Source organism: Janthinobacterium sp. SUN120 (assembly GCF_030397735.1).
GTDB classification, from domain to species: domain Bacteria; phylum Pseudomonadota; class Gammaproteobacteria; order Burkholderiales; family Burkholderiaceae_D; genus Janthinobacterium; species Janthinobacterium kumbetense.
The window spans coordinates 75,072-101,148 of the sequence record NZ_JAPUBW010000007.1 but is presented as its reverse complement, the minus strand read 5'-3'; the positions used below and the strand labels follow the sequence as shown (position 1 = coordinate 101,148).

Here is a 26,077-nt window from a genome sequence, read left to right as displayed (position 1 = left end):
GAAGGAATCACCATGGCAGAGAACCTGAACCAAACCATCACCGGCGGCGCCAGCGAGCGCAAGCAGGACAAGATCATCGAACTGCGCCCGACCCTGTTCATCGGCATCGGCGGCACGGGCATGCAAGTGCTGATGCGCGTGCGCCGGCGCATCCTCAATACCCTGTGGGGCGGCGCGGGCAACCGCACGCGCATCGAGGGCTTGGCGGACTTTCCCATCGCGCAATTCATCCATTTCGACCTCGACAATGGCGCCGTGATCGAAAGCGGCGAGTCGCAGGCGAAGGACTTGCAGTTCGACCAGGTGAAGTTCACGGATGACGACAAGGTGGTCGAATCGTTCGACATGGACAAATACAGCCGTGATGAAGATTCTCTGGAGAAATATCCGCACATCAAGGAATGGCTGCCTTTGACGCCGCAGCGCATCCGCGAATTGCGTTTCGACATGAGCAGCGGCGCCGGCCAGATCCGCGCCGTGTCGCGCCTGTATTTCTTCGACAAGTACGCGAAGATCCGCGACAAGATCCGTCTGAAATTGAAAGCCCTGAAGGCGGGCCTGTCGCACGAGCGTCAGCTGGCCGAGCTGGGTTTGCGCATGGAAACGAACCGTTTCCGCATCGTCATCGTCGGTTCCGTTGCAGGCGGCACGGGTTCCGGCTCCTTCCTGGACATGGGCTTGCTGGCGCGCTGGCTGGCGCGCAGCGAAGTGGGCGCGGCCGACGTGGAGCTGATGCTGTTCTTGCCGACCGGCTACACCAAGGCCAACAAGGACCGGGTCGAAGCCAACGGCTACGCGGCGCTGATGGAGCTGGAATCGGCGATGATGGGCAACAAGGGCTATGTGGGCCGCTGGGATGCGTATGACCGTCCGGAACTGACGCGCGAACCGTACAGTGAGGTTTACCTGATCGATTCGGGCAACCTTGCCCAGCAGCACACCAAGGATGTCAGCGACGTCTACCACATGGTGGCCGATTCGCTGTTCGAGGATTTCGCCTCGGCCGACTTCGCGCGCGCCAAGCGTTCGATCGCCGTCAACCAGGCGCAGCACAAGAATTCGCTGTACAACGCGCCCGTGCCGCAAGACCGCTTCGGCGACATGCGCCTGTATTTCTCGAAGCGCTTTTCCTCGTTCGGCATGGCCGTGCTCGATACGCGCCAGGAAGCGGCGCGCGACGAGCGGGCTCACCGCTGGGCCGGCGCCATGCTGCAAGCGTTCTTTGGCGTGGGCGGCACGGATGCGGGCGCCAACCGGGCCACGGATACGCAACGCGATAATTTCCTCGCCGCCAATATGTTCCTGAAGGGCACGCCGTTCAGCGATTTCCCCGAGTTTTCCGACAAGAGCATCGAACTGAAGCGCTCCAGCGGCGACTTCATCGATTTCCGCGTCGTCGACGAATTGCTGGAAGACCGCCACGGCCACTTGCTGGCCGGCGTGGAAAACCGCGTCAATACGCGCATCAACGATATCCGCACGGGTTTCGACCGCAGCGAATGGCCGGCGCAAGTGCGCGACGCCATGAAGCATTTGGAACGCGACGCCGTGCGCGACCAGGATTCCACGGCCGACACGACGGAAGACCGCATCAGCAAGCGGCGCCGCGAAGTGCTGGAAGACGTCAAGAAAGTCGTGCGCGACCAGCTGTATGGCTATCTTGATAATAAAGAATTCGGCGGTCTGGAATACGTGCTGTCGCTGGTGGAACAGATCAAGGACCGCATCGAGGCGCCGGGCAGCGGCTTGACGGCGCAGATCGGCAACAATGCCGAGCGCTACCGTGAAATCAAGGAAGCCGTGCGCTCGCGCGAATACGAGCGCCTGTTGAACAACCTGGAACAGACGCGCAGCACCTTCGGCTTCCTCAGCAATGGCGAAAAGCAGGCGGGCGTGGTGATGGATCATTTGCGCACGGAAATGGCGAATGCGCTGAAATTCCATCTGCGCGCCAAGGCGGCGGACGAGTCCGTCCTCCTGCTGGGCGAGCTGTCGCGCTGGCTGGGCAACCGGGTCGGCGTCGATGCGCAAGGCCGCGCCCAGTGGAATGGCCTGGTGGGCGAGCTGCAATCGGGCCGCGAAGGCGTGCTGGCCATGCTGACGGAGTTGAAAACGGCCAATACCATCCTGCAAAAGGACCTGGACAAGGAACACGCGACCCTGATCGTCATTCCCGTCACGGAAAAAGACATCGCGCTGCCGTCGGCGGCCACCTTGCGCCAGTGGGCCGATGAAGCGTTCAAGGACATGGGCGGCTCGAAAGCGCTGTTCCCCATGTTGGGCGAACCGGCGCAACGGGCCTTGATCCTGGCCAAGGTTACGCGCATGGCGGAAAACATGATCGCTACTGCGGGCCTGGCGGAAGGGGCGACGAGCACGCCCGACCCGTTGTTCGAAGCGCTGGAACAGATGGATGTGTCCGAACGTCTGGACCGCTTCCGCAAGCTGCTGGCCTGCTCCATGCCGTGGATCGACGCCAACATGGCGGGCGACTTCACGGTCGTGTCGGACCAGTTCAAGTGCGTGATCGGCGTGGCCAATGCGGCCGCCTTCAAGGCGAAGTTCGGCGCCGAGCTCGAATCGTGCGTGCCGACCCAGGTGGGCATCACGGTGAGCCAGCTGGAAATCGTCGAAACGGGCATCCGCGGGCGCGCCGTCTGCTATTGCGAACTGGCTGGCGTGCCGATGACGGTGTTGCGCGGCCTGGAAGGCTGGCGCACCAGTTACCGCAAGGAAGGCGACAACGACAAGGCGCCGACCCACACGCATATTGATCCAACGCAATTCACGCACCCGATCGCGCCGAACACGGACGAGATGAAGCGCCTGGCGGAAGACTTCGGCGAATTCCTGCAAGCGATCATGCTGGGCGTGCTGACGCGCCACACGGGCCGCGTCGTGCCGCCGGGCCAGTACCAGTTTGCCGTCGAGCCGGGCGACTTGCGCCGCATCGGCAACGAACGGGCCATCCGCCAGAACGGCATGCCCGCCTCGTACGAGAAAAATATCGCCTTGCGCATCGAAGAAAAATTGACGGCGCTTGACGCCGTGCAGACGGCGGCCATGGCGGCGCTGGCAAAATACTACGAGCGGGGCGTGTATGCGCCCAAGCTGGTGGCGCAGGCCGATGGCTCGCAGCTGCCCTACATCGGCTTTGGCAGCGCCATTTCCGCCGAAGTGGGCACGCGCCTGCGCGAGTCGGCGCGCCGCAAGGGCATGGCCAGCGACGAGCTCGACCGCACGGTGCAAGCCTTGCTGGGCCGGCTGAAGGAGTGGGCCAACGTCATCGGCGATTCCGACGGCGATGCCTACGACTGGGAAGTGCGCGAGCCGGAAGCGGACGGCCAGCCGCGCCTGAAGTATGCGATCAAGCCGGAAATGCTGGAAGCGGGGCGCCTGGAGCAATTGCTGCGTCCGGCCGGCGCGGCGGCTGCCCCGGCGGCGGCCGCGTTCGGCATGGCGCCGCCACCACTGGGCGGCATGCCGCCGCCGCTGGTGGAATACCAGTACTTCCTGGGCATCAACGGCCAGCAGCAGGGACCGTTCACGGCCCAGCAGATCGTGCAGTACGTGCAGGCGGGACAAGTGGTGCCAGCCACGACCAAGGTGTGGCGCGCCGGTTTGCCGGCCTGGGCCGACCTGGCCCAGTTCCCCGAACTGGCGCCCTTGTTCCTCGGCGCGCCGCCACCGTTGATGCCGCCGCCCTTGTGAACGCTGGAATGACGTTGGAATGAAGGATTAGTTTTGGATATCTGCAACAAATGCAAGACGGGCCTGTGGACCGTTGTCAGCCATTGCCCGTACTGCGGTCACGCCATGGCGGGCGCTGCCAAGCCAGCCGCGGCCGTGCCGCCGCCGCTGCCCGTCCCTGCGCCTGCGCCGGTAGCGCCGCCACCTGCGCCCAAGCCGCCGCCCGTGCCGGTGACGCCTGCGCCTGCGCCGAAAGCGCCGCCGAAGCCGGCGCCAGTACCGCCAGCCAAGCCGGTGCCGCCGCAAGCGGCGCCGAAGCCCGTGCCCGCGCCTGTGCTTCCACCGGCGCCTGCCCCGGCAACACCGGTACCGCCGGTACCGCCGCCACCGCTGCGCAAGTGGCTGCGCTGGCTGGGCGCTGCCGCTGTGCTGGCGGCCGTCATCGTCTACATGAATGGCAAGCCGGGCGGCAAGAATGAATCGGCTTGCAACGACGCCATCGACAGCGGCTTGAAGCTGGTGGCAAATGGCAGCCTGGACGGCGCCCGGCAAAAGTTGGCGACGGCGAAGAATGTGTGCACGGGCAAGTCCAGCGCCAAGGCGGACGATTTGCAGGCGGCGATCGGCAAGGCCGGCGCCGCATCGGGCAGTTGCCAGCGGGGCGTGCGCGCCATCGAACGCCATATTGATGGCCATCAATTGCAAAGCGCGGCCAGGGGCATCGCCGCGCTCGACGCCGATTGCGCGGGCGCTGCCAGCGTGGATTCCCTGCGCAAGCAGCTGGCGCGCCAGCAAGCGGCAGCCGCGTCCGTGCTGGTGGGCGTGCGCCAGGCGCTGGACGGCAAGGATGCGACGGCGGCCGGCAATGGCATCGCCAGGCTGGAAGCCATCGACCGCGAAGCGGTGGAATTGCCGCAGTTGAGGGCCGATGTGCAGGCGCTGTCGGCGCCCGCGTCCATCGCTGCACCGGTCCCGGCGCCGGTGGAAACGGCACCGGCCCGCGTCGTGCCCACGGAACCGGCGCCCGCGCGCGCGGTCGAACGATCAGCGGTGGCCGAACGCCGCCCGCAGGAAACGGCGCCCGTCGACAGCGGCGCGGCCATGCGCAGCGAGATGGCGCAAGCGTTCTTGCGCGATGCCGAGCGTTCTTTGCTGGAAGGTAAGTTCGATGCGGCCAAGACGTATCTGGAAAGCGCGCGCCGCGTCGATCCGGGCAATGCGCGCATCGACAATCTGTCGCGCCGCATCCGCGAGCGCGAACGGCAAGTGTTGCAGACGGAAACAACGATCAATTAGTCATCTGGAGAGTCACAATGCTGAATCACACCACCTTGCGGACGGCCGCTGCGCTGACCATCGCGGCCATGCTGGCCGGCTGCGCCACGGCGCCGATGAGCCCGAACGGCGTGCGGCAGGACAGTTCCTATCCGCAAGGTGGCGCCCAGGCGGCCACGGATGAGGACCCGTGCAGCGTGGGCGCGACGGCCGCGGCCGGCGCGGCCGTGGGTGCATTGCTGGGTGCGCTGGCGGGCGGCAAGAATGGCGCGCTGAAGGGGGCCGCCATCGGCGGCGGCCTGGCGGCGGCCGGTTGCCTGGCCATCAATGTCAATTCGCGCCAGACCAAGACGGCGGCGCAGGCGGACCGCGATTACATCCGCACGCGCGGCGCGCTGCCGCGCGAGCCGCAAGTGGTGTCGTACACGCCGCAACTGAGCGCGTCGACCGTCAAGCGCGGCCAGCCGTTCAAGGTCAATTCCGTGGTGGAGCTGGTCAATGGCAGCGCGCAAAGCGTCAACGACGTGCGCGAAGAGCTGGTGGTGCTCGATCCGCAAGGTCAGCCGTTCAAGTCCGGTTCGAAAGCCTTGGCCAGCAGCAACAAGTCGGGCGGGCGTTTTGAAAACTCGTTCGAGCTGACCTTGCCGGCCGGCGTGTCGCAAGGCGTGTATGGCGTCAAGACGAATTTGTATGTGAACGGCAAGCTGGCCGCCACGCGCGACCTGCGCACGCAGCTGGTGATGCTGGACGACAATAGCGGCGCGGCGCAGCAATTGGCGCAGCGGTAAAGGGAGATTGCAGGAGTCTCAACATCTCATCCAGTCGTAGCGAGCGGCGATGATTTGTGGCCGAGAAGCGCAGCGCTACTTTAGTAGCGCGAGCATCGTCGGCCGCAAAGTGCGCCGCGCAGTAGACTGGGTGAGGTGTCAGCTACGCGCCGCCGGCGTATCCGTGCTGGCGCCACGCTTCATACACGACGACGGCCACCGTATTCGACAGATTCAAGCTGCGGTTGTCTGGGCGCATCGGCAGGCGGATGCGTTGCTCGGCCGGAAAGCCGTCGCGCAGGGCCGGGTCCAGGCCTTTTGTTTCCGAACCGAACACGAACACGTCGCCGGGCAGGAAGGCCACGTCGCCGAACGGGCGCGAGCCGCGCGTCGTCATGGCGAACATGCGGGCCGGGTCGGGCTGGGTGTCGGCCAGGAACGCTGCCCAGTTCTTGTGCACCTTCATGTTGGCGTAATCGTGGTAATCGAGGCCGGCGCGCTTCATCTTGGAATCGTCGAGCGGAAAGCCCAGCGGTTCGACCAGGTGCAGCTGCGCGCCCGTGTTCGCGCACAGGCGGATGACGTTGCCCGTATTGGGCGGGATTTCAGGTTCTACCAAAACAACGTGAAACAAAATGCTCTCCTCATATATATAGCGAATCTGATGCGGTTCTAGTGCGGCGGCGTGCGCGCCACGACCAGAATGCTGACCCTGGCCGCCCCTGCGCTCTTGCAGGCGGTGGCCAGCGCGTGAACGGTATGGCCGCTGCTCATCACGTCGTCGACGATGCCCACATGGCATCCTTGCAACAAGGCCCCATGTTCGGGCGCGATGGCAAACGCGTGCGCCAGGTTGGCTTGCCGTTCCTGCGGCGCCACGCCGCTTTGCGCCCGGGTTTCGCGCACGCGCAGCGCCAGGCGCGGCTGTAAAGGCACGTCCAGCAGGCGCGCCAGCGGACGGGCAACTTCCAGCGCCTGGTTAAAACCCCGTTCGGCCAGCCGGGCCGGGCCCAGCGGTACGGGGCACAGCAGTTGCGGCGCTTCCCACGCTTGCTGTTGCTGAATGGCAACATACAGCAGTTCTGCCAACAGGGGCGCCAGCGCCAGGCGCGCGCCGAATTTCAGCTGCAGCAGCAACTGGTCGACGGGCGCCGCATAATCAAACGCCGTGACGGTGGCGTCATACGCGGGCCGCTGGCGCAAACAGCGTCCGCACAGCAGCGCCGCATCGTCGAGCGGATTGGCGCACTGGCGGCAGCGGGGGCGTCCTTGCGTCAGATATTGGGCGCGGCAGGGCGAACACAGTACTTCCGGGCAGCCCATGCCGCACAGCGCGCATTGCGCCGGCAGCACCGTGGCGCCCAGCCACAGGCGCAGCGCCTGCCAGGCGGCGTCAAGGCGGTGCCGGGTGGCGGTCCGCATCGCGATGGCGTCGTTCCATGTACACTGCCGACATTATCTCACCTCACCCGATTCAACATGCCAGTTCCCACCAGTCCGCCCAAAATGAGTGCGCCCATCGATGCGGTGCAAGTACGCGATTTCTTTTCCCGTCCGGCGCGCGTCGCGCCGTCGGACTTCCTGCGCCGCGAAGTGTCGGCACGCATGCACGAGCGCCTGGAGCTGGTGAAAATCACGCCGCACCGTGTGCTCGACGCGGGCTGCGGCCCCGGCGCGGATTTGGCGCAGTTGCAAAAGGATTATCCCGCAGCGCAGATTATCGGTCTCGATGCAGCGCAAGCGATGATGCAGGCGGCGCGCGCGCCCGCGTCGAAACTGGCCAGCCTGAACCAGTTCCTCAGCAAACTCTTGCCGGCCAAGGCGGGCGTGGATTTATTGTGCGGCGACCTGGGCGACCTGCCGCTGGCGCAGGGCAGCATCGACCTCGTGTGGTCCAATCTGGCGCTGCACTGGCATGCCCAGCCCGACCGCGTGTTTGCCGAATGGCGGCGCGCGCTGCGCCTCGATGGCTTGCTGATGTTTTCCTGTTTCGGCCCCGACACCTTCCGCGAAGTGCGCGACGCCTTCGCCGAGGCGGACTTGTACCCGCACGCCTTGCCCTTTGTCGACATGCACGACTTTGGCGACATGCTCGTCGAGACGGGCTTTTCCACGCCCGTGCTGGACATGGAAATCATCACCGTCACCTACGACACGGCGGAAAAACTGCTGGCGGACGTGCGCGCCTTCGGCGGCAACCCGCTGACCACGCGCCGGCGCGGCCTGATGGGCAAGGCGGCCTGGCAGCGCATGCTCGATGCGCTGGAAAAGAGGCGCCGTCCCGATGGCAAGCTGGGCCTGAGTTTCGAGGTGATCTATGGCCACGCCTTCCGTCCCGCACCGCGCGTGACGCGCAATGGCGAAGCCATCATCCGTTTCGACCTGCCCAGAAAACCCAAATAAAAGACCAAAGAAACCGACACTTGGTCGCCATCCGCGCATGGATGTTGCAGCAACCGTTGCAAAGCGCGCGGCGGCCGGGAGAAGGGCGCGCACAAAGCCGATTATTGCTTGATGGATTCAAGTTTACTTGATTATAATCGTTGATTGTTTGTCAGCTTGTTAAGTAGAAAAAACAAGGGCTGCATACAAAATAAAAAAAACAAAGCAAGACTAATTCGAAGTTACTGCATTAGTATAGTAACCATCTTCCACACGAGGCCATTTCAGTGTGGGGAAGAAAAACAGGGTTCCAGCATGGTTGCGCGCCGCCGTTTTTGCTGCCGCAGCCAGCATGGAATTCGCTGGTGCTTGACGCACATGGCCGCATTCCGGCCGTGTTGCTTTCATGGAGGAGCGGCAGCGGTCCAGTACGGAGAAGTCCGCAGCCGTTTAAAATATCATTATTTTTGGGTGGTTGGGGAAAACATGACACATGCAAAGCGACTTCAATCGTTGCTGCTCGGGCTGTCTTTGACAGCGTTTGGCATCGGGCGATGGGCCACGGCGGCACCGGCTGCCAGCACCTATCCCGGCACCGGCGGTCCCGTGCCGTTCGAAATGAATCTGCAACCGCCGGCGACACAGATCGCCCATGAAATCTACGATTTGCACACCCTGATGATGATCATCTGCCTGGTGATCTTCGTGGCCGTGTTCGGCGTCATGTTTTATTCCATCTTCAAGCACCGCAAGTCCCTGGGTCACAAACCGGCCACTTTCCACGAAAGCACCACCGTCGAGATCGCCTGGACCGTCGTGCCTTTCCTGATCGTCATCGGCATGGCCCTGCCTGCCACGCGCACCGTTGTCGGCATGAAGGACACGTCGAACGCCGACATCACCATCAAGGCCACCGGCATGCAGTGGAAATGGGGCTATGACTACCTGAAAGGCGAGGGCGAAGGCATTTCCTTCCTCTCCAACCTGGCCACGCCGCGCTCGCAAGTGGGTGCGCCGGGCGCGCCGCCGACGGAAAAACGGGGCGAAAACTACCTGATCGAAGTCGACAATGAAGTCGTCGTGCCGGTCAACAAGAAGATCCGCGTAGTGCTGACAGCCAACGACGTCATCCACGCCTGGTCCGTGCCTGCCTTTGGCGTCAAGCAAGATGCGATTCCCGGTTTCGTGCGCGACACCTGGTTCAAGGCCGACCATATCGGCACCTTCCGCGGCAATTGCGCCGAGCTGTGCGGCAAGGAACACGCGTTCATGCCCATCGTCGTCAAGGTCGTTTCGGCAGATGATTACAAGGCCTGGGTTGATGTAAAACAAAAGGAAATGGCCGCATTGGCTGATGATCCAAGCAAGGTGTGGACCATCGACGAATTGAAGGTCAAGGGCGAGAAAGTGTATGCGGCCAACTGCGTGGTCTGCCACCAGGCGACAGGCAAGGGCGTGCCCGGTGCGTTTGCGCCGCTGGATGGCTCGGCCGTGGTGAACGGTCCGAAAGCGGATCAGATCCACGTCTTGCTGAACGGGCAAAAGAGCGGCAAGTATCCCGCTGAAATGCCAGCATGGAAACAGCTGTCCGACACGGAAATTGCCGCAGTGATCACTTACACGCGCAATACCTGGTCGAACAAGGCCGCAGAGAACATCGTTCAACCAGCCGAAGTCGTGGCTGCACGCAAGTAATTAGGAGCCGCAGATGAGTACTAGCACGAGCACGAGTACCTTGGACCACGCCGATCACGACCATGCCCACGACCACCCGACCGGTTACCGCCGCTGGCTGTTTGCCACCAACCACAAGGATATCGGTACCTTGTACCTGTGGTTTTCGTTCATCATGCTGCTGTCGGGCGGCGTGCTGGCCCTGATGATCCGTACGGAACTGTTTCATCCAGGCTTGCAATTTTTCCACCCAGAATTTTTTAATCAACTGACCACCATGCACGGCCTGGTGATGGTGTTTGGCGCCATCATGCCGGCCTTCGTCGGCTACGCCAACTGGATGATCCCGCTGCAAGTGGGCGCATCCGACATGGCGTTTGCCCGCATGAACAACTTCTCGTTCTGGCTGCTGCCGCCGGCCGCGCTGCTGCTGGCCACGTCCTTCCTCGTGCCGGGCGGCGCCACGGCCGCCGGCTGGACCCTGTATGCGCCGCTGTCGACGCAGATGGGCCCTGGCATGGACATGGCCATTTTTGCCATGCATCTGATGGGCGCCTCGTCCATCATGGGTTCGATCAACATCATCGTCACCATCCTGAACATGCGCGCTCCTGGCATGACCCTGATGAAAATGCCGATGTTCTGCTGGACCTGGCTGATTACCGCGTATCTGTTGATCGCCGTCATGCCGGTGCTGGCTGGCGCCATTACCATGACCCTGACGGACCGCCATTTCGGCACGTCCTTCTTTAACGCGGCAGGCGGCGGCGATCCCGTCATGTACCAGCACATCTTCTGGTTCTTCGGCCATCCCGAGGTCTACATCATGATCTTGCCGGCTTTCGGCATCGTCTCGCAGATCCTGCCCGCGTTTGCCCGCAAGCCCCTGTTCGGCTACGCGTCGATGGTGTACGCCACGGCTTCCATCGCGATCCTGTCCTTCATCGTCTGGGCGCACCACATGTTTACTACCGGCATGCCGGTGACGAGCCAGCTGTTCTTCATGTACGCGACCATGCTGATCGCCGTGCCGACGGGCGTGAAAGTGTTCAACTGGATCGCCACGATGTGGAAGGGTTCGATGACGTTCGAGACGCCGATGCTGTTCTCGGTGGGCTTCATCTTCGTGTTTACCATGGGCGGCTTCACGGGCCTGATCCTGGCCGTGACGCCGATCGACATCCAGCTGCAGGATACCTATTATGTGGTGGCGCATTTCCACTACGTGCTGGTGGCCGGTTCGCTGTTTGCCCTGTTTGCCGGCTTCTACTACTGGTCGCCGAAATGGACGGGCCATATGTACAACGAGACGCGCGGCAAGATCCACTTCTGGCTGTCCTTGATCACGTTCAACGTGACCTTCTTCCCGATGCACTTCCTGGGCCTGGCCGGCATGCCGCGCCGCTACGCCGACTATCCGGCGCAGTTCACCGACTTCAACATGATCGCCTCGATCGGCGGCTTCGGTTTTGGCCTGATGCAGGTGTACTTCCTGTTCTTCGTTGTCTTGCCGACCATCCGCGGCGGCAAGGCTGCACCGGCGAAACCATGGGAAGGCGCGGAAGGCCTGGAATGGACCGTGCCGAGCCCGGCGCCTTTCCACACGTTTGAAACGCCGCCGACCGTCAAGTAGTCATCGTCAAGTAGTAATCCGCAAATAATGCCAGTGTCACGGGCCGGCGCCTGCCGGCCCCTTTGAATAGAGTGCCTGCCATGACCGAAGTGAAAACTGAGCGCAAGAAACCGAACAACCTGCGTACGGGACTGATACTGGGGGTCCTGGCGGCCTTCTTCTTCCTGTCCGTCTTCGCCAAGCGGCTGTGGCTGTCGTGACGACGCCCCACCAACAGGAAACACGCGGCCTGAACCGCAAGATGCTGGGCAAGCTGCTCGTCATTGCCGTGCTGATGTTTGGCTTCGGCTATGCCCTGATTCCCGTCTACAAGCAGATTTGCGAAGTGATGGGCATCAACGTGCTGACGCAAAAAGATGGCACGGTGGCGTACGACAACAATACGCAAGTCGACACGACGCGCAGCATCACCGTCGAGTTCGATGGCAATGCGCAGGGGCCATGGCGCTTCCGCCCGACCGTGTCGAGCATGCAAGTGCATCCGGGCGAACTGGTGACCGTCATGTATGAAGTGGTCAACACGCAAGACCGCGTCGTCAATGCGCAAGCCATCCCCAGTTACGCGCCGCAGAGCGCCACGCCGCATTTCAAGAAGGTCGAGTGTTTCTGCTTCAAGCAGCAGACCTTGAAGCCGAAGGAAGCGCGGCAGATGCCGGTGGTGTTCTTCCTCGATCCGGCCCTGCCGAAAGAGGTCAAGACCATCACCCTGTCGTACACGTTTTTCGAGATTGCCGGTCTGAGCCAGGCTCAGACGCCGGCCGTCCAATAGGAGAGTGCCATGGGCGAATCCGCCAAACCGGAAAAAGCGTCGTTCCTGTATTCGCTGCGGGCCGTCGTGTGGTCATTCACGGGTCTGCGCCGCAAGAGCGATTTCGACACGGATTCGGCCAAGCTCAATCCCGTGCACATCGTCATCGCCGGCTTCCTGGTGGTGGCTTGCCTGATCGGCATCTTGATTTCAATTGTTAAATTCGTCGTTTTATAAATTATAAAAAACCACCCTATAAGTTTTTGAGGAGATGATGATGAGTTCCAACCACGCCGCCGTACCCTATTATTTCGTGCCCGGCCCGTCGCGCTGGCCCATGCTGGGCGGCGCCAGCCTGTTGCTGACCATGATCGGCGCCTCGGCCTGGGTCAACGACGTCTCCTGGGGCCCGTACGTCAACTACCTGGGCATCGCCGGCATCCTGCTGGTGCTGTATTTCTGGTTCGGCGACGCCATCAGCGAATCGGAGCAGGGCTTGTACAGCGAGCGCATCGATCACTCCTTCCGCTGGAGCATGAGCTGGTTCATCTTTTCGGAAGTCATGTTCTTCGCCGCCTTCTTCGGCGCCCTGTTCTATGCGCGCAGTATTTCCATGCCGTGGCTGGCCGACCTCGACCACAAGGTGATCTGGCCTGATTTCGCCGCCCACTGGGGCAATACGGGCCCGGCCGGCACGGTGCAGGAATTCACCACCATGACGCCGTTCTGGATTCCAACCATCAATACGGCCTTGCTGCTGACGTCGGGTGTCACCCTGACCATCTCGCACCACGCGCTGCGCGCCGGCCACCGCGCCATGACGGCCCTGTTCCTGTTTGCCACCATCGTGCTGGGCGCCATCTTCATGGGCTTCCAGGTGTATGAATACATCCACGCTTACAGCGAACTGAACTTGAAATTGACGTCGGGCATCTACGGCGCCACCTTCTTCATGCTGACGGGTTTCCACGGCTTCCACGTGACCCTGGGCGCCATCATGCTGTCCGTCATCCTGTACCGCGTATTGAAAGGCCACTTCACGCCCGAGCACCACTTCGGCTTCGAAGGTGCCGCCTGGTACTGGCACTTTGTCGACGTCGTCTGGCTGGGCCTGTACGTGGTCGTGTATTGGTTATAATGGCGGGGCAGGGCGCGCGTGGTTGTTAGGCGCGCCGGCACCATAAAAAAAGCCGTACCGGGACATCCTGGGTACGGCTTTTTTCTTAGTGTGAAGAATTTGCCAATCAGGCAAGAAAAGACTTACAACGCCTAACAAAACCGTAGCGAGCGGAAGGAAGTTGTGGTCGAGAAGCGCAACTGTACGAAGGTACAGTGAGCATCGCAGGCCGCAAATTACGACGCGCAGTAGGTTTTGATAGGCGTTCTTAATGTATGCCCGTCGGCTGGATGTAGCCGAGCTTGTGCGCCAGCAGGATCAGCAAAAACAGGGTGATCGACAAGCCCACGCGCAGGGCCAGCGCCTGCACGGTGCGGTTGCTCTTGCCCTTGTCGCGCATGAGGAAGAACAGGGCCGAGCCCAGGCTGCCCAGGATCAGGATGAAGGCAATGGCAACGAGGATTTTCATGGATGGTAGCGCCAAGCTTGAGGAGGTTTCATTGTAATGCGTATCCGCTTCCATTTTAGATGGATTCCATTTGTTGTAATGCTGCTACTGGTGGCGCTGGGCGTATCCCTGGCGCAATGGCAGCAGCGCCGTGGCGATGAGAAGGTCGCCCGCGCCGCCCGCCTGGAAGCGGGCAATGTGGCCGCGCCGCTGTCCTTGACGGCCGCGCCCCTGTTGCCGGCCGACGCGCAAGCGATCGAATACCGCAGGGTTACCGTCACGGGCCATTTTCTTCCCGCCTGGACGGTGTACCTGGACAACCGCCCCTACAAGGGGCAAGCGGGCTTTCACGTGCTCACGCCGTTCCAGATCGACGGTTCCACCATGCACGTGCTGGTGGCGCAGGGCTGGTTGCCGCGCAACAATGCCGAGCGCACGCGCATCCCCGACTACGCCACGCCCACGGGCACCGTCACCATTTCCGGCATCGCGCGCCTGAATGCGGGCCATGTGATGGAGCTGGGCACGGCGCCGGCCCTGGCGCCGCACGCCATCGTGCAAAATGCCGATATCGCCCAGCTGGCGCAAGCCAGCGGCCTGGCCTTGCAACCTTTTATCCTTGAACAAACAGCTGATCCAGTCGATTCGGCAGCCACGACGCCAGCGTCCAGCCAGCTTCCCGTGCGCGACTGGCCGGCGCCGGACCTGGGCGCCGACAAGCACCGCGGCTATGCATTCCAGTGGTATGCACTGGCACTGATGGCTTTTCTATTTTTTGTCTTTACAGGATTTCGACGTGCAAACAAACAGCCCTGACGCAACGCAAGACAGCAGCAATAAACAGGTACAAGGACGGTGGAAACTGCTGGCTGTGGTGGCCGTATGCGCCTTTCCCATCATTGCTTCGTATTTCACGTATTACATCATCAAGCCCACGGGCCGCAACAATTACGGCGCCCTGATCGACCCCCGTCTGCATCCGATACCGGAAGCCCAGCTGCAGGTGGCGGAACTGGACGGCAAGGCCGCGCCGCTGGCCCAGTTCAAGGGCAAGTGGGTACTGCTGCAAACGGGACCGTCCGATTGCCAGGAAACATGCAAGAAGCAATTGTTTGACATGCAACAACTGCGCCTCATGCAGGGCAAGGAACGCGAACGTCTGGAACGGGTCTGGCTGGTGACGGATGCGCAGCCGCTCGACACCCTCGTGATGCGCGAATTCGACGGCACCAGCATGCTGCGCGTCAATAGCGACGCGCTGAAAGCCTGGTTGCCCGTGGAAGCGGGCGGCAAGACGAGCGACCATCTGTATTTGATCGACCCGCTGGGCAATCTGATGATGCGCTTCCCGAAAGATGCGGACCCGAACAAGATCAAGAAAGACATCGCCAAGCTGCTCAAAGCTTCGGCGATCGGTTGAGGGGAACGCATGCCGACGATGCATCTCTCCGCGCTGGCCCAGCTGGGCTTGACTGGTCTGCTGGTGGCGCTGCTGCCGCTGACCATGGTCTGGGTGTCCGCGGACGCCAACAAGTACCGCAAGCTCGTATGGATCGCCGTCTTCCTGACGGTCGACCTGATCATGTTCGGCGGTTTTACGCGCCTGTCCGATTCCGGCCTCGGCTGCCCTGACTGGCCTGGCTGTTATGGTTCTGCTAATCCTTTCCTCGCGCACGAGCACATCGTGGCGGCGGAAACCCTGATGCCGACGGGCCCCGTGACGGTCGTGAAAGCGTGGATCGAAATGACGCACCGCTACCTGGCCATGGCCATTGGCGTGCTGATTGTGGCGATGATGGTGCAGTCGTGGCGCCAGTGGAAGAAAAGCAAGCGGCAGGAATTCGCTCCCGCGCTGCCGACGGCGCTGTTCCTGTTCGTCTGCCTGCAGGGCGCGTTCGGCGCCTGGACCGTCACCCTGAAGCTGCAGCCGGTGATCGTCACCATCCACTTGCTGCTGGGCATGGGCTTGCTGGCCATGCTGACGTGGCTGGGCGGACGCCAGGACCATGCCGTGGCGCCTATCAAGCGGGCCGATGCGGACGCGTCCGTGCTGCGCCCCGTGCGCGCGCTGGCCGTCATGTCGCTCGTGCTGCTCACCGTGCAGATCGCGCTGGGCGGCTGGGTGAGCACCAACTACGCCACCCTGGCGTGCACGGATTTCCCCCTGTGCGGCGGCAAGGTGATTCCGGAAATGGATTTCGAGCATGGTTTCCATTTGTGGCGCGAACTGGGCAAGACGGCCGCCGGCCATTACTTGCCGTTTTCCGCGCTGACGGCCATCCACTGGGTGCACCGCAATTTCGCCTTCATCGTGCTGGCCGGCATCGGCTATACCGTGTTTCGCGCGTGGAAACTGCCGTCCTTGCGCGGCACGGCCCGCTGGGTGGCGCTGGTGCTGGCCCTGCAGGCGGCCACGGGCCTGGCGACCATCTACCTGAGCTGGCCGCTGTCGATTGCCGTCATGCATAACGGCGGGGCGGCGCTGCTCGTGTTATTGCTGACCATGTTAAACTACAAGGCTAAATTCCAACTCGATGTAGCGCGGACACCTGCTTCCGCCGCCGCGCCAGTGCCCTCGGCACCAGCCAGTCCTTCCCGTACCGCATAAATGACTACTCAGACCATCAGCCGTAAACCTTCCCCCCGCATCGCCCAGTATTGGGCGCTGACCAAGCCCCGCGTGACGCAACTGGCCGTGTTTTGCGCCGTCATCGGCATGTTCCTGGCCAGCGAAGAGTTGCCCGACTGGCATGCGGTGGTGTTCGGCACCATCGGCATCTGGCTGCTGGCCGGCGCCGCGTTTGCCGTCAATTGCCTGGCCGAGCGCGAAATCGATGCGCGCATGGCCCGCACGGCGCGCCGCCCTATGGCCATGGGCGACATCACGGTGAAACAGACGGTGGTGTTCGCGCTGGTGATCGGCGGCCTGGGCATGGCGATCCTGTACCACCTCGTCAATCCGCTGACCATGTGGCTGACCTTTGTCACCTTTGTCGGCTATGCCTTGATCTATACCATGGTGCTCAAACCGGCCACGCCGCAAAATATCGTCATCGGCGGCCTGTCCGGCGCCATGCCGCCTGCGCTGGGCTGGGCGGCCGTCGCCAACGACGTGCCGATGCAGGCCTGGCTGCTGGTCCTGATCATTTTCGTCTGGACGCCGCCGCACTTCTGGGCGCTGGCCATGTACCGCCGCGACGATTACGCGCGCTCGGGCTTGCCCATGCTGCCCGTCACGCACGGCTTGAAGTTTACGCAATTCCACGTCTGGCTGTACTCGATCGCGCTGGCCGCCACCACCTTGCTGCCGTATGCCGTGCGCATGAGCGGGCTGATCTACCTGGCTTCTGCCGTGGTGCTCAACGCCGGCTTCCTGTATTACGCGTGGAAGATGTACCGCCACTACACGGACTTGATCGCACGCAAGGCCTTTACGTTTTCCATCATCTACCTGGCCTTGCTGTTCGCGGCTTTGCTGGTCGACCACTACATTCCCCTCGGAACATGAAAAAAACCCTGACACTGTTGCTGGCGGCCGCACTGGTCGCCGTCCTGGCCGGCTGCGGCAAGCCGGCCGCGCCCAAGCTGGCCTTCAAGAACACGGACGTGACGGGCCTCGGCTATGCGCGCGAGTTCGCGCTGACGGACCACACGGGCCACCCGCGCACCCTGGCCGACTACAAGGGCAAGCTGGTACTGATGTTCTTCGGCTACACGCAATGCCCGGACGTCTGCCCCACCACCATGGCTGACATGGCACAGGTGATGCAGGAAATGGGGCCGCAGGCGGGGCAGGTGCAAGTGCTGTTCGTCACCGTCGACCCCGAGCGCGACACGCAGCAATTGCTGGCGCAGTACGTGCCCGCCTTCGACAAGCGTTTCGTCGGCCTGTATGGCGATGCGGCCGCGACGGCCAAGGTGGCCAAGGAATTCAAGGTGTATTACGCCAAGGTCGAGGGCGAGACGGACGAAAGCTACACGGTCGACCACACGGCCGGCACCTATGTCTTCGACCGCGAAGGCAAGATCCGCCTGTTCGTGCGCCACGGCGAAAAGCCGGCCGCCATCGCGCACGATCTTAAACTTCTGCTATCCTGACCTGGTCGCGCCCCCAGGCGCCATCTTCAGGATACGCAGTACATGGATAAACGTTTCGAGCCCCACGCCCGTCTGGCAGCCATCATCTTTTTGTTGATCGGCTGCTTTTTCGTCTTGCGGCCCTTCCTCGCCGCCATGCTGTTTGCCGCCTGCGTGGGCATTTCCAGCTGGCCCCTGTATCTGCTCCTGCTCGAACGCCTGAAAGGCCGGCGCAACTGGGCCGCCGCCATCATGACCCTGTCCCTGATCCTGGTCATCGTGCTGCCGCTGGCCCTCGTCACCTACAACCTGGCCGACAATGTGTCGCGCATCTATGAACAGCTGCGCGCCGCGCTGGAATCGGGCGGCCTGCATCCGCCGGCCTGGCTGGCCAGCATTCCCGTGGTGGGCGAAACCATCGACGGCTATGTGCAGCGCCTGCTGGCTGACCGTGAGGAATTATTGAATTTGGGTAAGACCATGCTGGAACCGGCGCGCCACTTCCTCGCTTCCGGCGGCATCCTGCTGGGCACGGGCCTGGCGCAGACCAGCCTGGCCGTGTTCGTCAGCTTCTTCCTCTACCGCGACGGCCAGCAGCTGAGCCGCGCCCTGATGACGGGCGCAGGCCGCATCATCGGCGACAGCGCGCCCGGCGTGGGCCTGACCATCAGCCGCACCGTGCGCGGCGTCATGTACGGCTTGCTGGGCACGGCGCTGGCGCAAGCGCTGGTGGCGGTGGTGGGGTTTTTGATCGCCGGCGTGCCGGCCGTGGCGCTGCTGGGCGTGGCCACCTTCATCTTTTCGCTGATTCCCGTGGGCCCGCCCCTGATCTGGGGCGGCGCCGCCATCTGGCTGTTTACCGACGGGCAGACGGGCTGGGGCATCTTCATGCTGGTGTGGGGCGCGCTGCTGATCAGCGGCGTGGACAACGTGGTCAAACCCATGTTGATCAGCCGCGGCAGCAGCTTGCCGTTCCTGCTGGTGCTGCTGGGCGTGCTGGGCGGCGTGCTGGCCTTCGGCTTCGTCGGCATCTTTATCGGCCCGACCCTGTTGGCGGTACTGTACAGCTTGCTGCAAACGTGGACGGTGGGCGAAACCACCGTGCCGCAGGGTAAAGATACGCTTACCTTGAAGAAAGATTAATCGCGCAAGTCCGCATCGAGGTCGCGTTCCTGTTTCGGGATCACCTTGATCAGCACGATGCGGGGCCCGTTCATCTTCTTGACGACGATGTCGAAGTCGACGAAGGTGATGCGCTGGCCCTGCTTGGGGATGTCGCCCAGCTTGACCATGATCAAGCCGCCCACCGATTCCACGTCGTCCAGCCCCAGTTCCTCGTTTTCGATATCGATGCCGAGGATGCGTTCGAGCGAAAAGATGGGCAGGCTGGCCTTGCCGATCAGGGTGCCGTCGCTCTGCTTGAGCCAGTCGTTTTCATTGCGGCGGAATTCATCGCGGATTTCGCCGACCATGGCGCCGAGCAAGTTATCCAGGGTGATGAACCCCAGCGGGCGCTTGCCCTTTTCGCCGATCAGGGCGAAGTGGGGCGCGCCGTCGCGAAAGCGCCGGAACAGTTCCAGCGCCGGCGTGCGCGCGGAAATGACGTCGACGGGACGCAGGAAGGGCGTGAGCGAGGTGATCGGCTTGCCCGCCTGCTGGGCAAAGAACAGGTCCTTCAGGTGCACCACGCCCAGCACGTCGTCTTCATTCGTGTCGAAATACGGGTAGCGGCTGAAGCGGTTGCGCAGCACCGTGTCGAGGTTTTCTTCCAGCGTGTTGGACGCGTGCAGGGCGATCACTTCATTGATCGGGCGCATCAGGTCCGACACCGTCATTTGTTCGAAATCAAGCGACTGCGCCAGGATGTTGCGTTCGTCGCGCGTAAATTTCTCGCCCGGCTGGCTGGTGCGCAGGATCAGTTTCAGTTCTTCGGACGAATAATGGGCGTCGTGGCCGCCCTTGCCGGACAGGCCCGCCAGGCGCAGCACCCAGTTGGCGCTGGCGTTGAGCAGGTAGATGGCCGGGTACATGGTCCAGTAGAAGCCGTACAGGGGAATCGCGCTCCACAGGCCGACGGCTTCCGGGTTGCGGATGGCCATCGATTTGGGCGCCAGCTCGCCTACGACGATGTGCAGGAAGGAAATCACGCTGAAGGCGACGACGAAGGACACGCCGTGGATCAGCTCTTGCGAGGTGACGCCGATGGTGCCGAACAGGGGCTCGAGCAAGCCGGCGAAGGCCGGTTCGCCGACCCAGCCCAGGCCCAGCGACGCGAGGGTGATGCCCAGCTGGCAGGCGGACAGGTAGGCGTCCAGCTGGCCATGCACCTTGGCCAGGATGCGGCCCCGCAGCCCCTGTGTCTTGGCGATGGCGCGGATGCGCGTGCGCCGCAAGGTGACGATGCCAAACTCGGCGGCAACAAAAAAACCGTTCAGCGCGACCAGGAAGAGGGCGAGCAGGACTAGCAAGACATTGTGCATGGGGGCGCTGAAGATGGGCTGTAAAAACGACATCTTAAACGACGAAGGGCGCCATAGCCTAATTTAGCCGCGCTCGCCGCCCGTGCGGGCGGGCGGGCGCGGCAGGTTTTTCACGCTCGTTCAGCCTTTGGCCGCCGTTTGCGGCCCGCCGCGCATGGCAAACACCATGACGGCCGAGACGATGGCGGGGATGGCGACGACGAGGAAAATCGTGCTGTTGGGCCAGTTCAGGCGGATCAGCTCGCCACCGAGCACGGGGCCGATGATGGAGCCGATGCGGCCCACGCCCAGGCTCCAGCCGATGCCCGTCGAGCGCAGGGTGGTTGGATAGTAGCTGGCCGCCAGGGCGTTGACGGCAGGCTGGCCGCCCACCACGCAAAAGCCGGCGATGAAGATCGTGATGAACAGGAAGGCCAGCGACACGTCCGGGCGGCCGATCAGGGCAATGGCGACTGCGGCGACGAGGAAGCAGGGCAGCAGGATGCGGCGGAAGCTGGAGCGGTCGATCAGCTGGCCCATGACGAGGGTGCCGATGGTGCCGCCCACTTGCAGGGCCGTGCCGGCCAGCACGGCGTTGGCCGTCGACAGTCCCGCTTCCTTGGCAATCGTCGGCAGCCAGTTCGACAGGAAATACAAGTTCAGCAAGTTCATGAAGTTGATGACCCACAACAAAATCGTCATCTTCGCGCGGCCGCCCGTAAACAATTGCAGCACGGGCGCGCCCTTGTGTTCCTTTTCATGCACGACGTATTGCGTCTCGGCCGTGATGCTGACCGTCGGATCGATGCGCTTGAGCCACTTGGCGACTTTATCCAGCTTGCGTTTCTTCAATACCAGGAATTGCATCGATTCCGGCAGCAGGAAGAACATCAGCACGCCGATGACCAGCGGCACGACGCCGCCCACGTAAAACACGGATTGCCAGCCGAATGCGGGAATCAGCGCGGCGGACAATAAACCGCCCAGCACGGCGCCCAGGGTAAAGCCGCACGAGACGAGCATCATCAGGGTGACTTTCTTGCGCAGGGGGCTGTATTCGCCGGCCAGCGCCATGGCGTTCGGCATCACGGCGCCCAGGCCCAGGCCCGTGATGAAACGGATCAGCTGCAATTGTTCGATGGTGGTGGCCAGCGGCGTGACGAGCATGCACAGCGAAAAGAAGATGGTCGAGCCGATCAGCACGGGACGGCGGCCGAACTTGTCGGCCGTGATGCTGAAGACGAGCGAGCCGACCAGCATGCCCAGCAAGCCCGCGCCGAACACGGGGCCCAGGTTGGCCTTGCTCACGTGCCAGTCGGCAATGATGGCGGGCGCCACATAGCCCATCGCCTGCACGTCGAAGCCATCCATGATGACGCACAGCCCGCACAGGATCAGCATGCCGATCTGGAAGGAACCGATCTTGTTGTTATTGATGAGATCGGGAATATCGATCGTCTTGCCTGCCGTGGACATGGTGCCGCTCCTGTTTTTTATGGTGGTCGCGCCTTTCCGGCGAGGGAGGGGCGCGTGTTTGTCTCAGGCTTCATTACAATCGCTTTTGATTAATTATTCAAACGTTATTTTCGAATGGATTTATCAGGTTTCCTTGTGAATCTTCGGCTGGCCCTGGATGGCCGCCAGGATCACGTCGAGGGCAGGATGCATGATCTTGCGCTCGTTGGAAATGACGTAAAACTGCTCGCGCAGGGACGAGGCGTCGCCGACCAGCACGGCGCCGAATTGTTCCTCGATATCGGCCGCCAGGCTGGCGGAGGCGAAGAACAGGCCCAGGCCCTTGCGGCCGAATGCGTTGAGCATGGCGTTGTCCTCGAATTCGCCCACCACGTCGGGGCGCACGCCTTGCTGCACCATCCATTCGTCGATGCGCCCGCGCAAGGCGTTGTTGCGCGCGGGCAGTAAAAAGGGGGCGCCGTGCAGGCTGTGCGGGAAATTGTCGCGGTACTGGGCGGCCAGCGCGGGGATGCCGAACAGCTTCATGGCGCTCTCGCCCCACAGGTGGCTGGACACGCGCAGGCTGGCGCCGGCCGGCACGGCGCGGTCCGTCAACACCAGGTCCAGCTTGTGCAGGGCCAGGTCGGCCAGCAGGGATTCGAATTCATCTTCCAGGCACACCAGCTTGACGGGCTTGTCCAGGCTGCGCGTGGCGTCGAGCATGCGGTACGCCATCAGTTTCGGCAAGGAATCGGAAATGCCCACCGTCAGGCGCATCTTTTCCGCGTCGGTGTCGGCCAGCGCTTCCTGCATCTGCTCGCCCAGCAGGAAAATCTGGTCCGCGTAGCCGAGCGCCAGCCGGCCCGCTTCCGTCGGCACCAGGCGCCGCCCCTGCGGCTGCAGCAGCGACTTGCCCAGTTCCTTTTCCAGCAGGGCCAGCTGGGTGCTGATGGTTTGCACGGCCAGTCCCAGCCGTTCAGCCGCGCGCGTCACGCCGCCTTCCTTGGCGACCACCCAAAAGAAGTACAAATGGCGGTAATTGAAACCGGTGGTTTTCATTGCTGCATCCTCTATCTTCTGTTTTTACGAAGTAATACTTCCATTATCTTCTATTTTTAAATGTGTCACACGTCCCTATACTACGTTCCATTGAATTTGGATAAAGGGGAACTATCGATGAAACATTTCAGAGTGTCATTTCTAGTGACATTTATCTGCCTGGGCATTTCCGCCTGGTGGGGTTACACGCACGGCGGCGTGCAGACGATGCTGGCGGCGCTCGGTATCGCGGTGATCCTGGGCGTGATGGAAGTCTCGCTGTCGTTCGACAACGCGGTGGTCAACGCCTCGGTGCTGAAGAACTGGGACAAGTTCTGGCAGGGCTTGTTCCTGGGCGTCGGCATCATCATCGCCGTCTTTGGCATGCGTCTGGTGTTCCCGCTGGTCATCGTGGCGCAAGCGGCCGACCTGGGCTTGATGGAAGTATGGAATCTGGCACTGAGCAATCCTGAACAGTACTCGATGCACCTGACGAATCACCATGCGGAAGTGGCGGCCTTCGGCGGCATCTTCCTGCTGCTGGTGTTCCTGAACTTCCTGCTGGACTCGGAGAAGGAAACGCACTGGCTGGGCCGTATTGAAGAAAAACTGGGCGCGCTGGGCAAGATTTCGTCGATTTCCGTGATGATCGCGCTGGGCACCCTGATGGCCAGCCTGTCGATGATCGAAGAAGGCCAGAAACTGGTAGTGCTGACGGCCGGTCTGTGGGGTATTTTGACCTACGTGGGCGTCGATGTGGTCAGCGGCTTGCTGGAAGGCGATAACGGCGACGGCAACGTGGGCGACATCGTCAAGCGCGGCGGCATTGGCGGCTTCCTGTACCTGGAAGTGCTCGACGCCTCGTTCAGCTTTGACGGCGTGATCGGCGCGTTTGCCATCACCAAGGATGTCGTGATCATCATGCTGGGCCTGGCTATCGGCGCGATGTTCGTGCGTTCGATGACGGTGTTCCTGGTGCGCAAGGGCACGCTCGACGAGTTCGTTTATCTGGAGCACGGCGCGCACTATGCGATCGGTATCCTGGCCGTGATCATGTTGGTCAGCATGAAGTTCCACATTCCCGAGATCTTCACGGGTCTGATCGGCGTGGCCTTCATCCTCGCCTCGCTGTGGTCGTCGATCCGCTACAAGCGCAGGATGGCCCTCGAAGAAGGCCGGACGGAAGCGCTGGAAGCGGTCAAGGCAGTGTAAAGAATGCGCGACAAACGACTACACCCGTTTGTCGGCAAGTTGTAGCAAGCGTCGCCGCCGGCCTGGGGAGTCAGGCCGGTGGAGGACGCCAGGTGTTTGGTCTTACACAACCCACATAGGAGTAATACATCATGGCAATCAGTCTGCAAAAAGGCGGCAACGTCAACCTGAGCAAGGAAGCCCCCGGCATTTCGAAGATGATCATCGGCCTGGGCTGGGATGCCCGCGCCACCGATGGCGCCGCGTTCGACATCGACGGTTCCGTGTTCCTGCTGAAGGCCGACGGCAAGGTTCGCGCCGACGTCGACATGATTTTCTACAACAACCTGAAATCGAGCGACGGCTCCGTTACCCACTCGGGCGACAACACCACCGGCGCCGGCGATGGCGACGATGAAACCGTCGTCGTCGACCTGGCCACGGTGCCGGCCGAGATCGACAAGATCGCCGTCTGCGTGACGATTCACGATGCCGAAGCGCGCAAGCAAAACTTTGGTATGGTATCGAAGGCGTACGTGCGTTGCGTGAATGCCAACGGCAACACGGAAATCGCCCGCTTCGACCTGTCGGAAGACGGTTCGGCGGAAACGGCCATGGTCTTCGGCGAAATCTACCGCAATGGCGGCGATTGGAAATTCAAGGCCATCGGACAGGGTTACAAGGGCGGTTTAGGTCCACTGGCTGCCTCGTTCGGCGTCGGCGTGTAAGTCGTCAATAGTAAATAGTACAGGCGGTCCGCGCTGCGGGCCGCCCCCATCATTACCTAGTTGAGGAAGGAACAGTCAGATGCCAGTTTTTACTATTACCGGGGACGTCGACCCGTTCCTGCATGTGTCGCTTGCCAAGGGCGAGAAGATTTATTGCGAATCCAATGCGATGGTGATGATGGAAACCAATCTTGAGCTGAAAGGCAAGATGACGGGCGGCATAGGCGCCGCGCTGATGCGCACCTTTGCCAACGGGGAATCGTTCTTTCAGCAGCATATCGAGGCCATGCGGGGCGACGGCGATTGTCTGCTGTCGCCCACCTTGCCCGGCGCGATGCGGGTGCTCGAGGTTGGCGCCCAGCAATACATGATCAGCGACGGCGCCTTCGTGGCGGCCACGTCTGGCGTGGAATTGAAGGTGCGCACGCAAAGCCTTGGCAATGCGCTGTTTGCCCAGAGCGGTGGTTTTTTCATCACCGAGACGGCAGGCAGCGGCCAGTTGGCGGTATCCGGTTTTGGCGCGATGTCGATACTCGAAGTGACGCCTGGCAAGGACGTGGTGATCGATAACTCGCACGTCGTGTGCTGGGACAACCGCCTGCAATACGAAATTTCCATGACGACCGGCAGCAGCGGCGGCTTTCTGGGTAACCTGATCAACAGCCAGACCAGCGGCGAGGGCATGGTGCTGAAGTTTTCAGGCACGGGAAAAATCCTCGTGTGCTCGCGCAACCGCGCAGCCTTCCTCGCCTGGACCCAAAGCAAGCCGGCGTAATCAAGCAGTAACCAACCAAACAGGAGCTATGCGTATGTCTGTCAATTTGAGCAAGGGCCAGAAGATTTCTCTGGACAAAGAAGCTGGTACCACCCTGACCCGTATCACCATGGGCCTGGGCTGGGATGCGGCCAAGACCAAGGGTTTCCTCGGTTTCGGTTCGAAGACGGAAGCCGTCGACCTGGACGCCTCGTGCGTCATGTTCGACGACAACAAGAGCATGTCCGACATCGTCTGGTTCCGCCAGCTGAAAAGCAAGGACGGCAGCATCGTCCACACGGGCGACAACCGCACGGGCGCGGGCGATGGCGACGACGAACAGATCAATGTCGATCTGTCGAAAGTGCCGGCGCACGTGAAGAGCCTCGTCTTCACCGTCAACAGCTTTACTGGCCAGAACTTCTCGCAGGTGGAAAACGCCTATTGCCGCATCTTGAATGCCAGCAATAACCAGGAAGTCGCGCGTTTCAACCTGTCTGTGCAAGGTTCCCACACGGCACAGATCATGGCCAAGCTGTACCGCCATAACGGCGAATGGAAGATGCACGCCATCGGAGAAAACGGCAACGGTCGCACCTTTGACGACTTGATGCCCCAGATATCCGTGCATCTATAAGGAG

General features: G+C 62.1%; 26 protein-coding genes. 20 read left to right on the top strand and 6 right to left on the bottom strand.

Features of this window, described 5'->3' with window-relative positions:
* Window positions 1-12 precede the first annotated feature (12 nt).
* From O0879_RS26550 to O0879_RS26540, 3 genes are read left to right on the top strand one after another with little or no spacing between them, the layout of a single operon-like run.
* On the top strand, window positions 13-3,711 hold the full coding sequence (locus O0879_RS26550; protein WP_289900390.1) for a tubulin-like doman-containing protein: 3,699 nt from the start codon (window positions 13-15) through the stop codon (window positions 3,709-3,711).
* 33 nt (window positions 3,712-3,744) lie between these two features.
* Window positions 3,745-4,986 (top strand): hypothetical protein, encoded by a 1,242-nt coding sequence (locus O0879_RS26545; RefSeq protein ID WP_289919615.1) that lies wholly within the window; start codon window positions 3,745-3,747, stop codon window positions 4,984-4,986.
* Between the two features lie 17 nt (window positions 4,987-5,003).
* Window positions 5,004-5,753, top strand: a complete 750-nt coding sequence (locus O0879_RS26540; RefSeq protein WP_289919613.1) for a hypothetical protein — start codon at window positions 5,004-5,006, stop codon at window positions 5,751-5,753.
* Window positions 5,754-5,895: 142 nt separating this feature from the next.
* Here the strand turns inward: O0879_RS26540 and trmL are convergent, their stop codons facing one another.
* Both trmL and O0879_RS26530 read right to left on the bottom strand, forming a co-directional pair.
* A complete protein-coding gene (gene trmL, locus O0879_RS26535) occupies window positions 5,896-6,366 on the bottom strand; it encodes a tRNA (uridine(34)/cytosine(34)/5-carboxymethylaminomethyluridine(34)-2'-O)-methyltransferase TrmL (protein ID WP_099665463.1) in 471 nt (156 codons plus the stop codon).
* Window positions 6,367-6,404: 38 nt separating this feature from the next.
* Window positions 6,405-7,154, bottom strand: coding sequence for a ComF family protein (locus tag O0879_RS26530; protein WP_289919612.1), 750 nt, complete (start codon window positions 7,152-7,154; stop codon window positions 6,405-6,407).
* Between the two features lie 57 nt (window positions 7,155-7,211).
* Between O0879_RS26530 and O0879_RS26525 the strand changes: the two genes are divergently transcribed.
* The 7 genes from O0879_RS26525 to O0879_RS26495 all read left to right on the top strand — a co-directional run bounded on the left by O0879_RS26525 (window position 7,212) and on the right by O0879_RS26495 (window position 13,307).
* Entirely contained in the window at window positions 7,212-8,135 is a 924-nt protein-coding gene (locus O0879_RS26525; protein WP_251351052.1) for a methyltransferase domain-containing protein, read from the top strand.
* A 465-nt stretch (window positions 8,136-8,600) separates the two neighbouring features.
* Complete coding sequence (coxB, locus tag O0879_RS26520; RefSeq protein WP_099665461.1) at window positions 8,601-9,809, top strand: cytochrome c oxidase subunit II; 1,209 nt, start codon at window positions 8,601-8,603, stop codon at window positions 9,807-9,809.
* Between the two features lie 13 nt (window positions 9,810-9,822).
* Window positions 9,823-11,421 carry a cytochrome c oxidase subunit I gene (gene ctaD, locus O0879_RS26515; RefSeq protein WP_099665460.1) on the top strand — a complete coding sequence of 533 codons (1,599 nt, stop codon included), beginning with the start codon at window positions 9,823-9,825 and terminating at the stop codon, window positions 11,419-11,421.
* Between the two features lie 80 nt (window positions 11,422-11,501).
* Window positions 11,502-11,621: a cytochrome oxidase small assembly protein gene (locus tag O0879_RS26510; protein ID WP_289919610.1), complete on the top strand. Its 120-nt coding sequence runs from the start codon at window positions 11,502-11,504 to the stop codon at window positions 11,619-11,621.
* Window positions 11,618-12,190 carry a cytochrome c oxidase assembly protein gene (locus tag O0879_RS26505; protein WP_099668235.1) on the top strand — a complete coding sequence of 191 codons (573 nt, stop codon included), beginning with the start codon at window positions 11,618-11,620 and terminating at the stop codon, window positions 12,188-12,190. Before O0879_RS26510 ends, O0879_RS26505 begins: the two co-directional genes overlap by 4 nt.
* 9 nt (window positions 12,191-12,199) lie before the next feature.
* Window positions 12,200-12,406, top strand: coding sequence for a DUF2970 domain-containing protein (locus tag O0879_RS26500; protein ID WP_077399736.1), 207 nt, complete (start codon window positions 12,200-12,202; stop codon window positions 12,404-12,406).
* 40 nt (window positions 12,407-12,446) lie between these two features.
* The gene (locus O0879_RS26495) at window positions 12,447-13,307 is read left to right on the top strand and encodes a cytochrome c oxidase subunit 3 (protein WP_099665459.1); all 861 of its coding nucleotides are present in this window, start codon (window positions 12,447-12,449) and stop codon (window positions 13,305-13,307) included.
* Window positions 13,308-13,554: 247 nt separating this feature from the next.
* Here the strand turns inward: O0879_RS26495 and O0879_RS26490 are convergent, their stop codons facing one another.
* Complete coding sequence (locus tag O0879_RS26490; RefSeq protein ID WP_034748996.1) at window positions 13,555-13,755, bottom strand: twin transmembrane helix small protein; 201 nt, start codon at window positions 13,753-13,755, stop codon at window positions 13,555-13,557.
* Window positions 13,756-13,791: 36 nt separating this feature from the next.
* Here O0879_RS26490 and O0879_RS26485 point away from each other — a divergent pair, with 36 nt between their 5' ends.
* From O0879_RS26485 to O0879_RS26460, 6 genes are read left to right on the top strand one after another with little or no spacing between them, the layout of a single operon-like run.
* Window positions 13,792-14,550 (top strand): SURF1 family protein, encoded by a 759-nt coding sequence (locus tag O0879_RS26485; RefSeq protein ID WP_289919607.1) that lies wholly within the window; start codon window positions 13,792-13,794, stop codon window positions 14,548-14,550.
* Complete coding sequence (locus tag O0879_RS26480; RefSeq protein ID WP_289919606.1) at window positions 14,531-15,154, top strand: cytochrome C oxidase subunit I; 624 nt, start codon at window positions 14,531-14,533, stop codon at window positions 15,152-15,154. The genes O0879_RS26485 and O0879_RS26480 overlap by 20 nt, the downstream gene beginning before the upstream one ends.
* Before the next feature lie 18 nt (window positions 15,155-15,172).
* A complete protein-coding gene (locus tag O0879_RS26475) occupies window positions 15,173-16,342 on the top strand; it encodes a COX15/CtaA family protein (protein WP_289919776.1) in 1,170 nt (389 codons plus the stop codon).
* Window positions 16,343-17,242: a heme o synthase gene (cyoE, locus tag O0879_RS26470; protein WP_070258805.1), complete on the top strand. Its 900-nt coding sequence runs from the start codon at window positions 16,343-16,345 to the stop codon at window positions 17,240-17,242.
* Window positions 17,239-17,832 (top strand): SCO family protein, encoded by a 594-nt coding sequence (locus O0879_RS26465; protein WP_289919604.1) that lies wholly within the window; start codon window positions 17,239-17,241, stop codon window positions 17,830-17,832. Before cyoE ends, O0879_RS26465 begins: the two co-directional genes overlap by 4 nt.
* Window positions 17,833-17,874: 42 nt before the next feature.
* The gene (locus O0879_RS26460) at window positions 17,875-18,954 is read left to right on the top strand and encodes an AI-2E family transporter (protein WP_099665455.1); all 1,080 of its coding nucleotides are present in this window, start codon (window positions 17,875-17,877) and stop codon (window positions 18,952-18,954) included.
* Here the strand turns inward: O0879_RS26460 and O0879_RS26455 are convergent.
* The 3 genes from O0879_RS26455 to nhaR form a co-directional block, all read right to left on the bottom strand.
* The gene (locus O0879_RS26455; RefSeq protein WP_289919601.1) at window positions 18,951-20,291 is read right to left on the bottom strand and encodes a hemolysin family protein; all 1,341 of its coding nucleotides are present in this window, start codon (window positions 20,289-20,291) and stop codon (window positions 18,951-18,953) included. The two genes, O0879_RS26460 and O0879_RS26455, sit on opposite strands and share 4 nt — an antisense overlap.
* A gap of 120 nt (window positions 20,292-20,411) precedes the next feature.
* The gene (locus O0879_RS26450) at window positions 20,412-21,746 is read right to left on the bottom strand and encodes an MFS transporter (protein WP_289919599.1); all 1,335 of its coding nucleotides are present in this window, start codon (window positions 21,744-21,746) and stop codon (window positions 20,412-20,414) included.
* A gap of 123 nt (window positions 21,747-21,869) precedes the next feature.
* Window positions 21,870-22,784, bottom strand: a complete 915-nt coding sequence (nhaR, locus tag O0879_RS26445; RefSeq protein ID WP_289919597.1) for a transcriptional activator NhaR — start codon at window positions 22,782-22,784, stop codon at window positions 21,870-21,872.
* Window positions 22,785-22,901: 117 nt separating this feature from the next.
* Here nhaR and O0879_RS26440 point away from each other — a divergent pair, with 117 nt between their 5' ends.
* The 4 genes from O0879_RS26440 to O0879_RS26425 all read left to right on the top strand — a co-directional run bounded on the left by O0879_RS26440 (window position 22,902) and on the right by O0879_RS26425 (window position 26,073).
* Window positions 22,902-23,975, top strand: a complete 1,074-nt coding sequence (locus O0879_RS26440; protein WP_076568380.1) for a DUF475 domain-containing protein — start codon at window positions 22,902-22,904, stop codon at window positions 23,973-23,975.
* Window positions 23,976-24,106: 131 nt separating this feature from the next.
* On the top strand, window positions 24,107-24,682 hold the full coding sequence (locus tag O0879_RS26435; protein ID WP_070222543.1) for a TerD family protein: 576 nt from the start codon (window positions 24,107-24,109) through the stop codon (window positions 24,680-24,682).
* 79 nt (window positions 24,683-24,761) lie between these two features.
* Window positions 24,762-25,457 (top strand): TIGR00266 family protein, encoded by a 696-nt coding sequence (locus tag O0879_RS26430; protein WP_099665452.1) that lies wholly within the window; start codon window positions 24,762-24,764, stop codon window positions 25,455-25,457.
* A 34-nt stretch (window positions 25,458-25,491) separates the two neighbouring features.
* On the top strand, window positions 25,492-26,073 hold the full coding sequence (locus tag O0879_RS26425; RefSeq protein WP_289919595.1) for a TerD family protein: 582 nt from the start codon (window positions 25,492-25,494) through the stop codon (window positions 26,071-26,073).
* The last annotated feature ends 4 nt before the right edge of the window (window positions 26,074-26,077 follow it).

Coding starts and splice junctions, on each gene's coding strand:
- O0879_RS26485 (WP_289919607.1), top strand. CDS start 13,792: ATGCGTATCCGCTTCCATTTTAGATGGATTCCATTTGTTGTAATGCTG.
- O0879_RS26475 (WP_289919776.1), top strand. CDS start 15,173: ATGCATCTCTCCGCGCTGGCCCAGCTGGGCTTGACTGGTCTGCTGGTG.
- O0879_RS26465 (WP_289919604.1), top strand. CDS start 17,239: ATGAAAAAAACCCTGACACTGTTGCTGGCGGCCGCACTGGTCGCCGTC.
- O0879_RS26530 (WP_289919612.1), bottom strand. CDS start 7,154: ATGCGGACCGCCACCCGGCACCGCCTTGACGCCGCCTGGCAGGCGCTG.
- O0879_RS26490 (WP_034748996.1), bottom strand. CDS start 13,755: ATGAAAATCCTCGTTGCCATTGCCTTCATCCTGATCCTGGGCAGCCTG.
- O0879_RS26425 (WP_289919595.1), top strand. CDS start 25,492: ATGTCTGTCAATTTGAGCAAGGGCCAGAAGATTTCTCTGGACAAAGAA.
- nhaR (WP_289919597.1), bottom strand. CDS start 22,784: ATGAAAACCACCGGTTTCAATTACCGCCATTTGTACTTCTTTTGGGTG.
- O0879_RS26510 (WP_289919610.1), top strand. CDS start 11,502: ATGACCGAAGTGAAAACTGAGCGCAAGAAACCGAACAACCTGCGTACG.
- cyoE (WP_070258805.1), top strand. CDS start 16,343: ATGACTACTCAGACCATCAGCCGTAAACCTTCCCCCCGCATCGCCCAG.
- O0879_RS26440 (WP_076568380.1), top strand. CDS start 22,902: ATGAAACATTTCAGAGTGTCATTTCTAGTGACATTTATCTGCCTGGGC.
- O0879_RS26450 (WP_289919599.1), bottom strand. CDS start 21,746: ATGTCCACGGCAGGCAAGACGATCGATATTCCCGATCTCATCAATAAC.
- O0879_RS26460 (WP_099665455.1), top strand. CDS start 17,875: ATGGATAAACGTTTCGAGCCCCACGCCCGTCTGGCAGCCATCATCTTT.
- ctaD (WP_099665460.1), top strand. CDS start 9,823: ATGAGTACTAGCACGAGCACGAGTACCTTGGACCACGCCGATCACGAC.
- O0879_RS26525 (WP_251351052.1), top strand. CDS start 7,212: ATGCCAGTTCCCACCAGTCCGCCCAAAATGAGTGCGCCCATCGATGCG.
- coxB (WP_099665461.1), top strand. CDS start 8,601: ATGACACATGCAAAGCGACTTCAATCGTTGCTGCTCGGGCTGTCTTTG.
- O0879_RS26540 (WP_289919613.1), top strand. CDS start 5,004: ATGCTGAATCACACCACCTTGCGGACGGCCGCTGCGCTGACCATCGCG.
- O0879_RS26500 (WP_077399736.1), top strand. CDS start 12,200: ATGGGCGAATCCGCCAAACCGGAAAAAGCGTCGTTCCTGTATTCGCTG.
- O0879_RS26495 (WP_099665459.1), top strand. CDS start 12,447: ATGAGTTCCAACCACGCCGCCGTACCCTATTATTTCGTGCCCGGCCCG.
- O0879_RS26550 (WP_289900390.1), top strand. CDS start 13: ATGGCAGAGAACCTGAACCAAACCATCACCGGCGGCGCCAGCGAGCGC.
- O0879_RS26435 (WP_070222543.1), top strand. CDS start 24,107: ATGGCAATCAGTCTGCAAAAAGGCGGCAACGTCAACCTGAGCAAGGAA.
- O0879_RS26430 (WP_099665452.1), top strand. CDS start 24,762: ATGCCAGTTTTTACTATTACCGGGGACGTCGACCCGTTCCTGCATGTG.
- O0879_RS26455 (WP_289919601.1), bottom strand. CDS start 20,291: ATGCACAATGTCTTGCTAGTCCTGCTCGCCCTCTTCCTGGTCGCGCTG.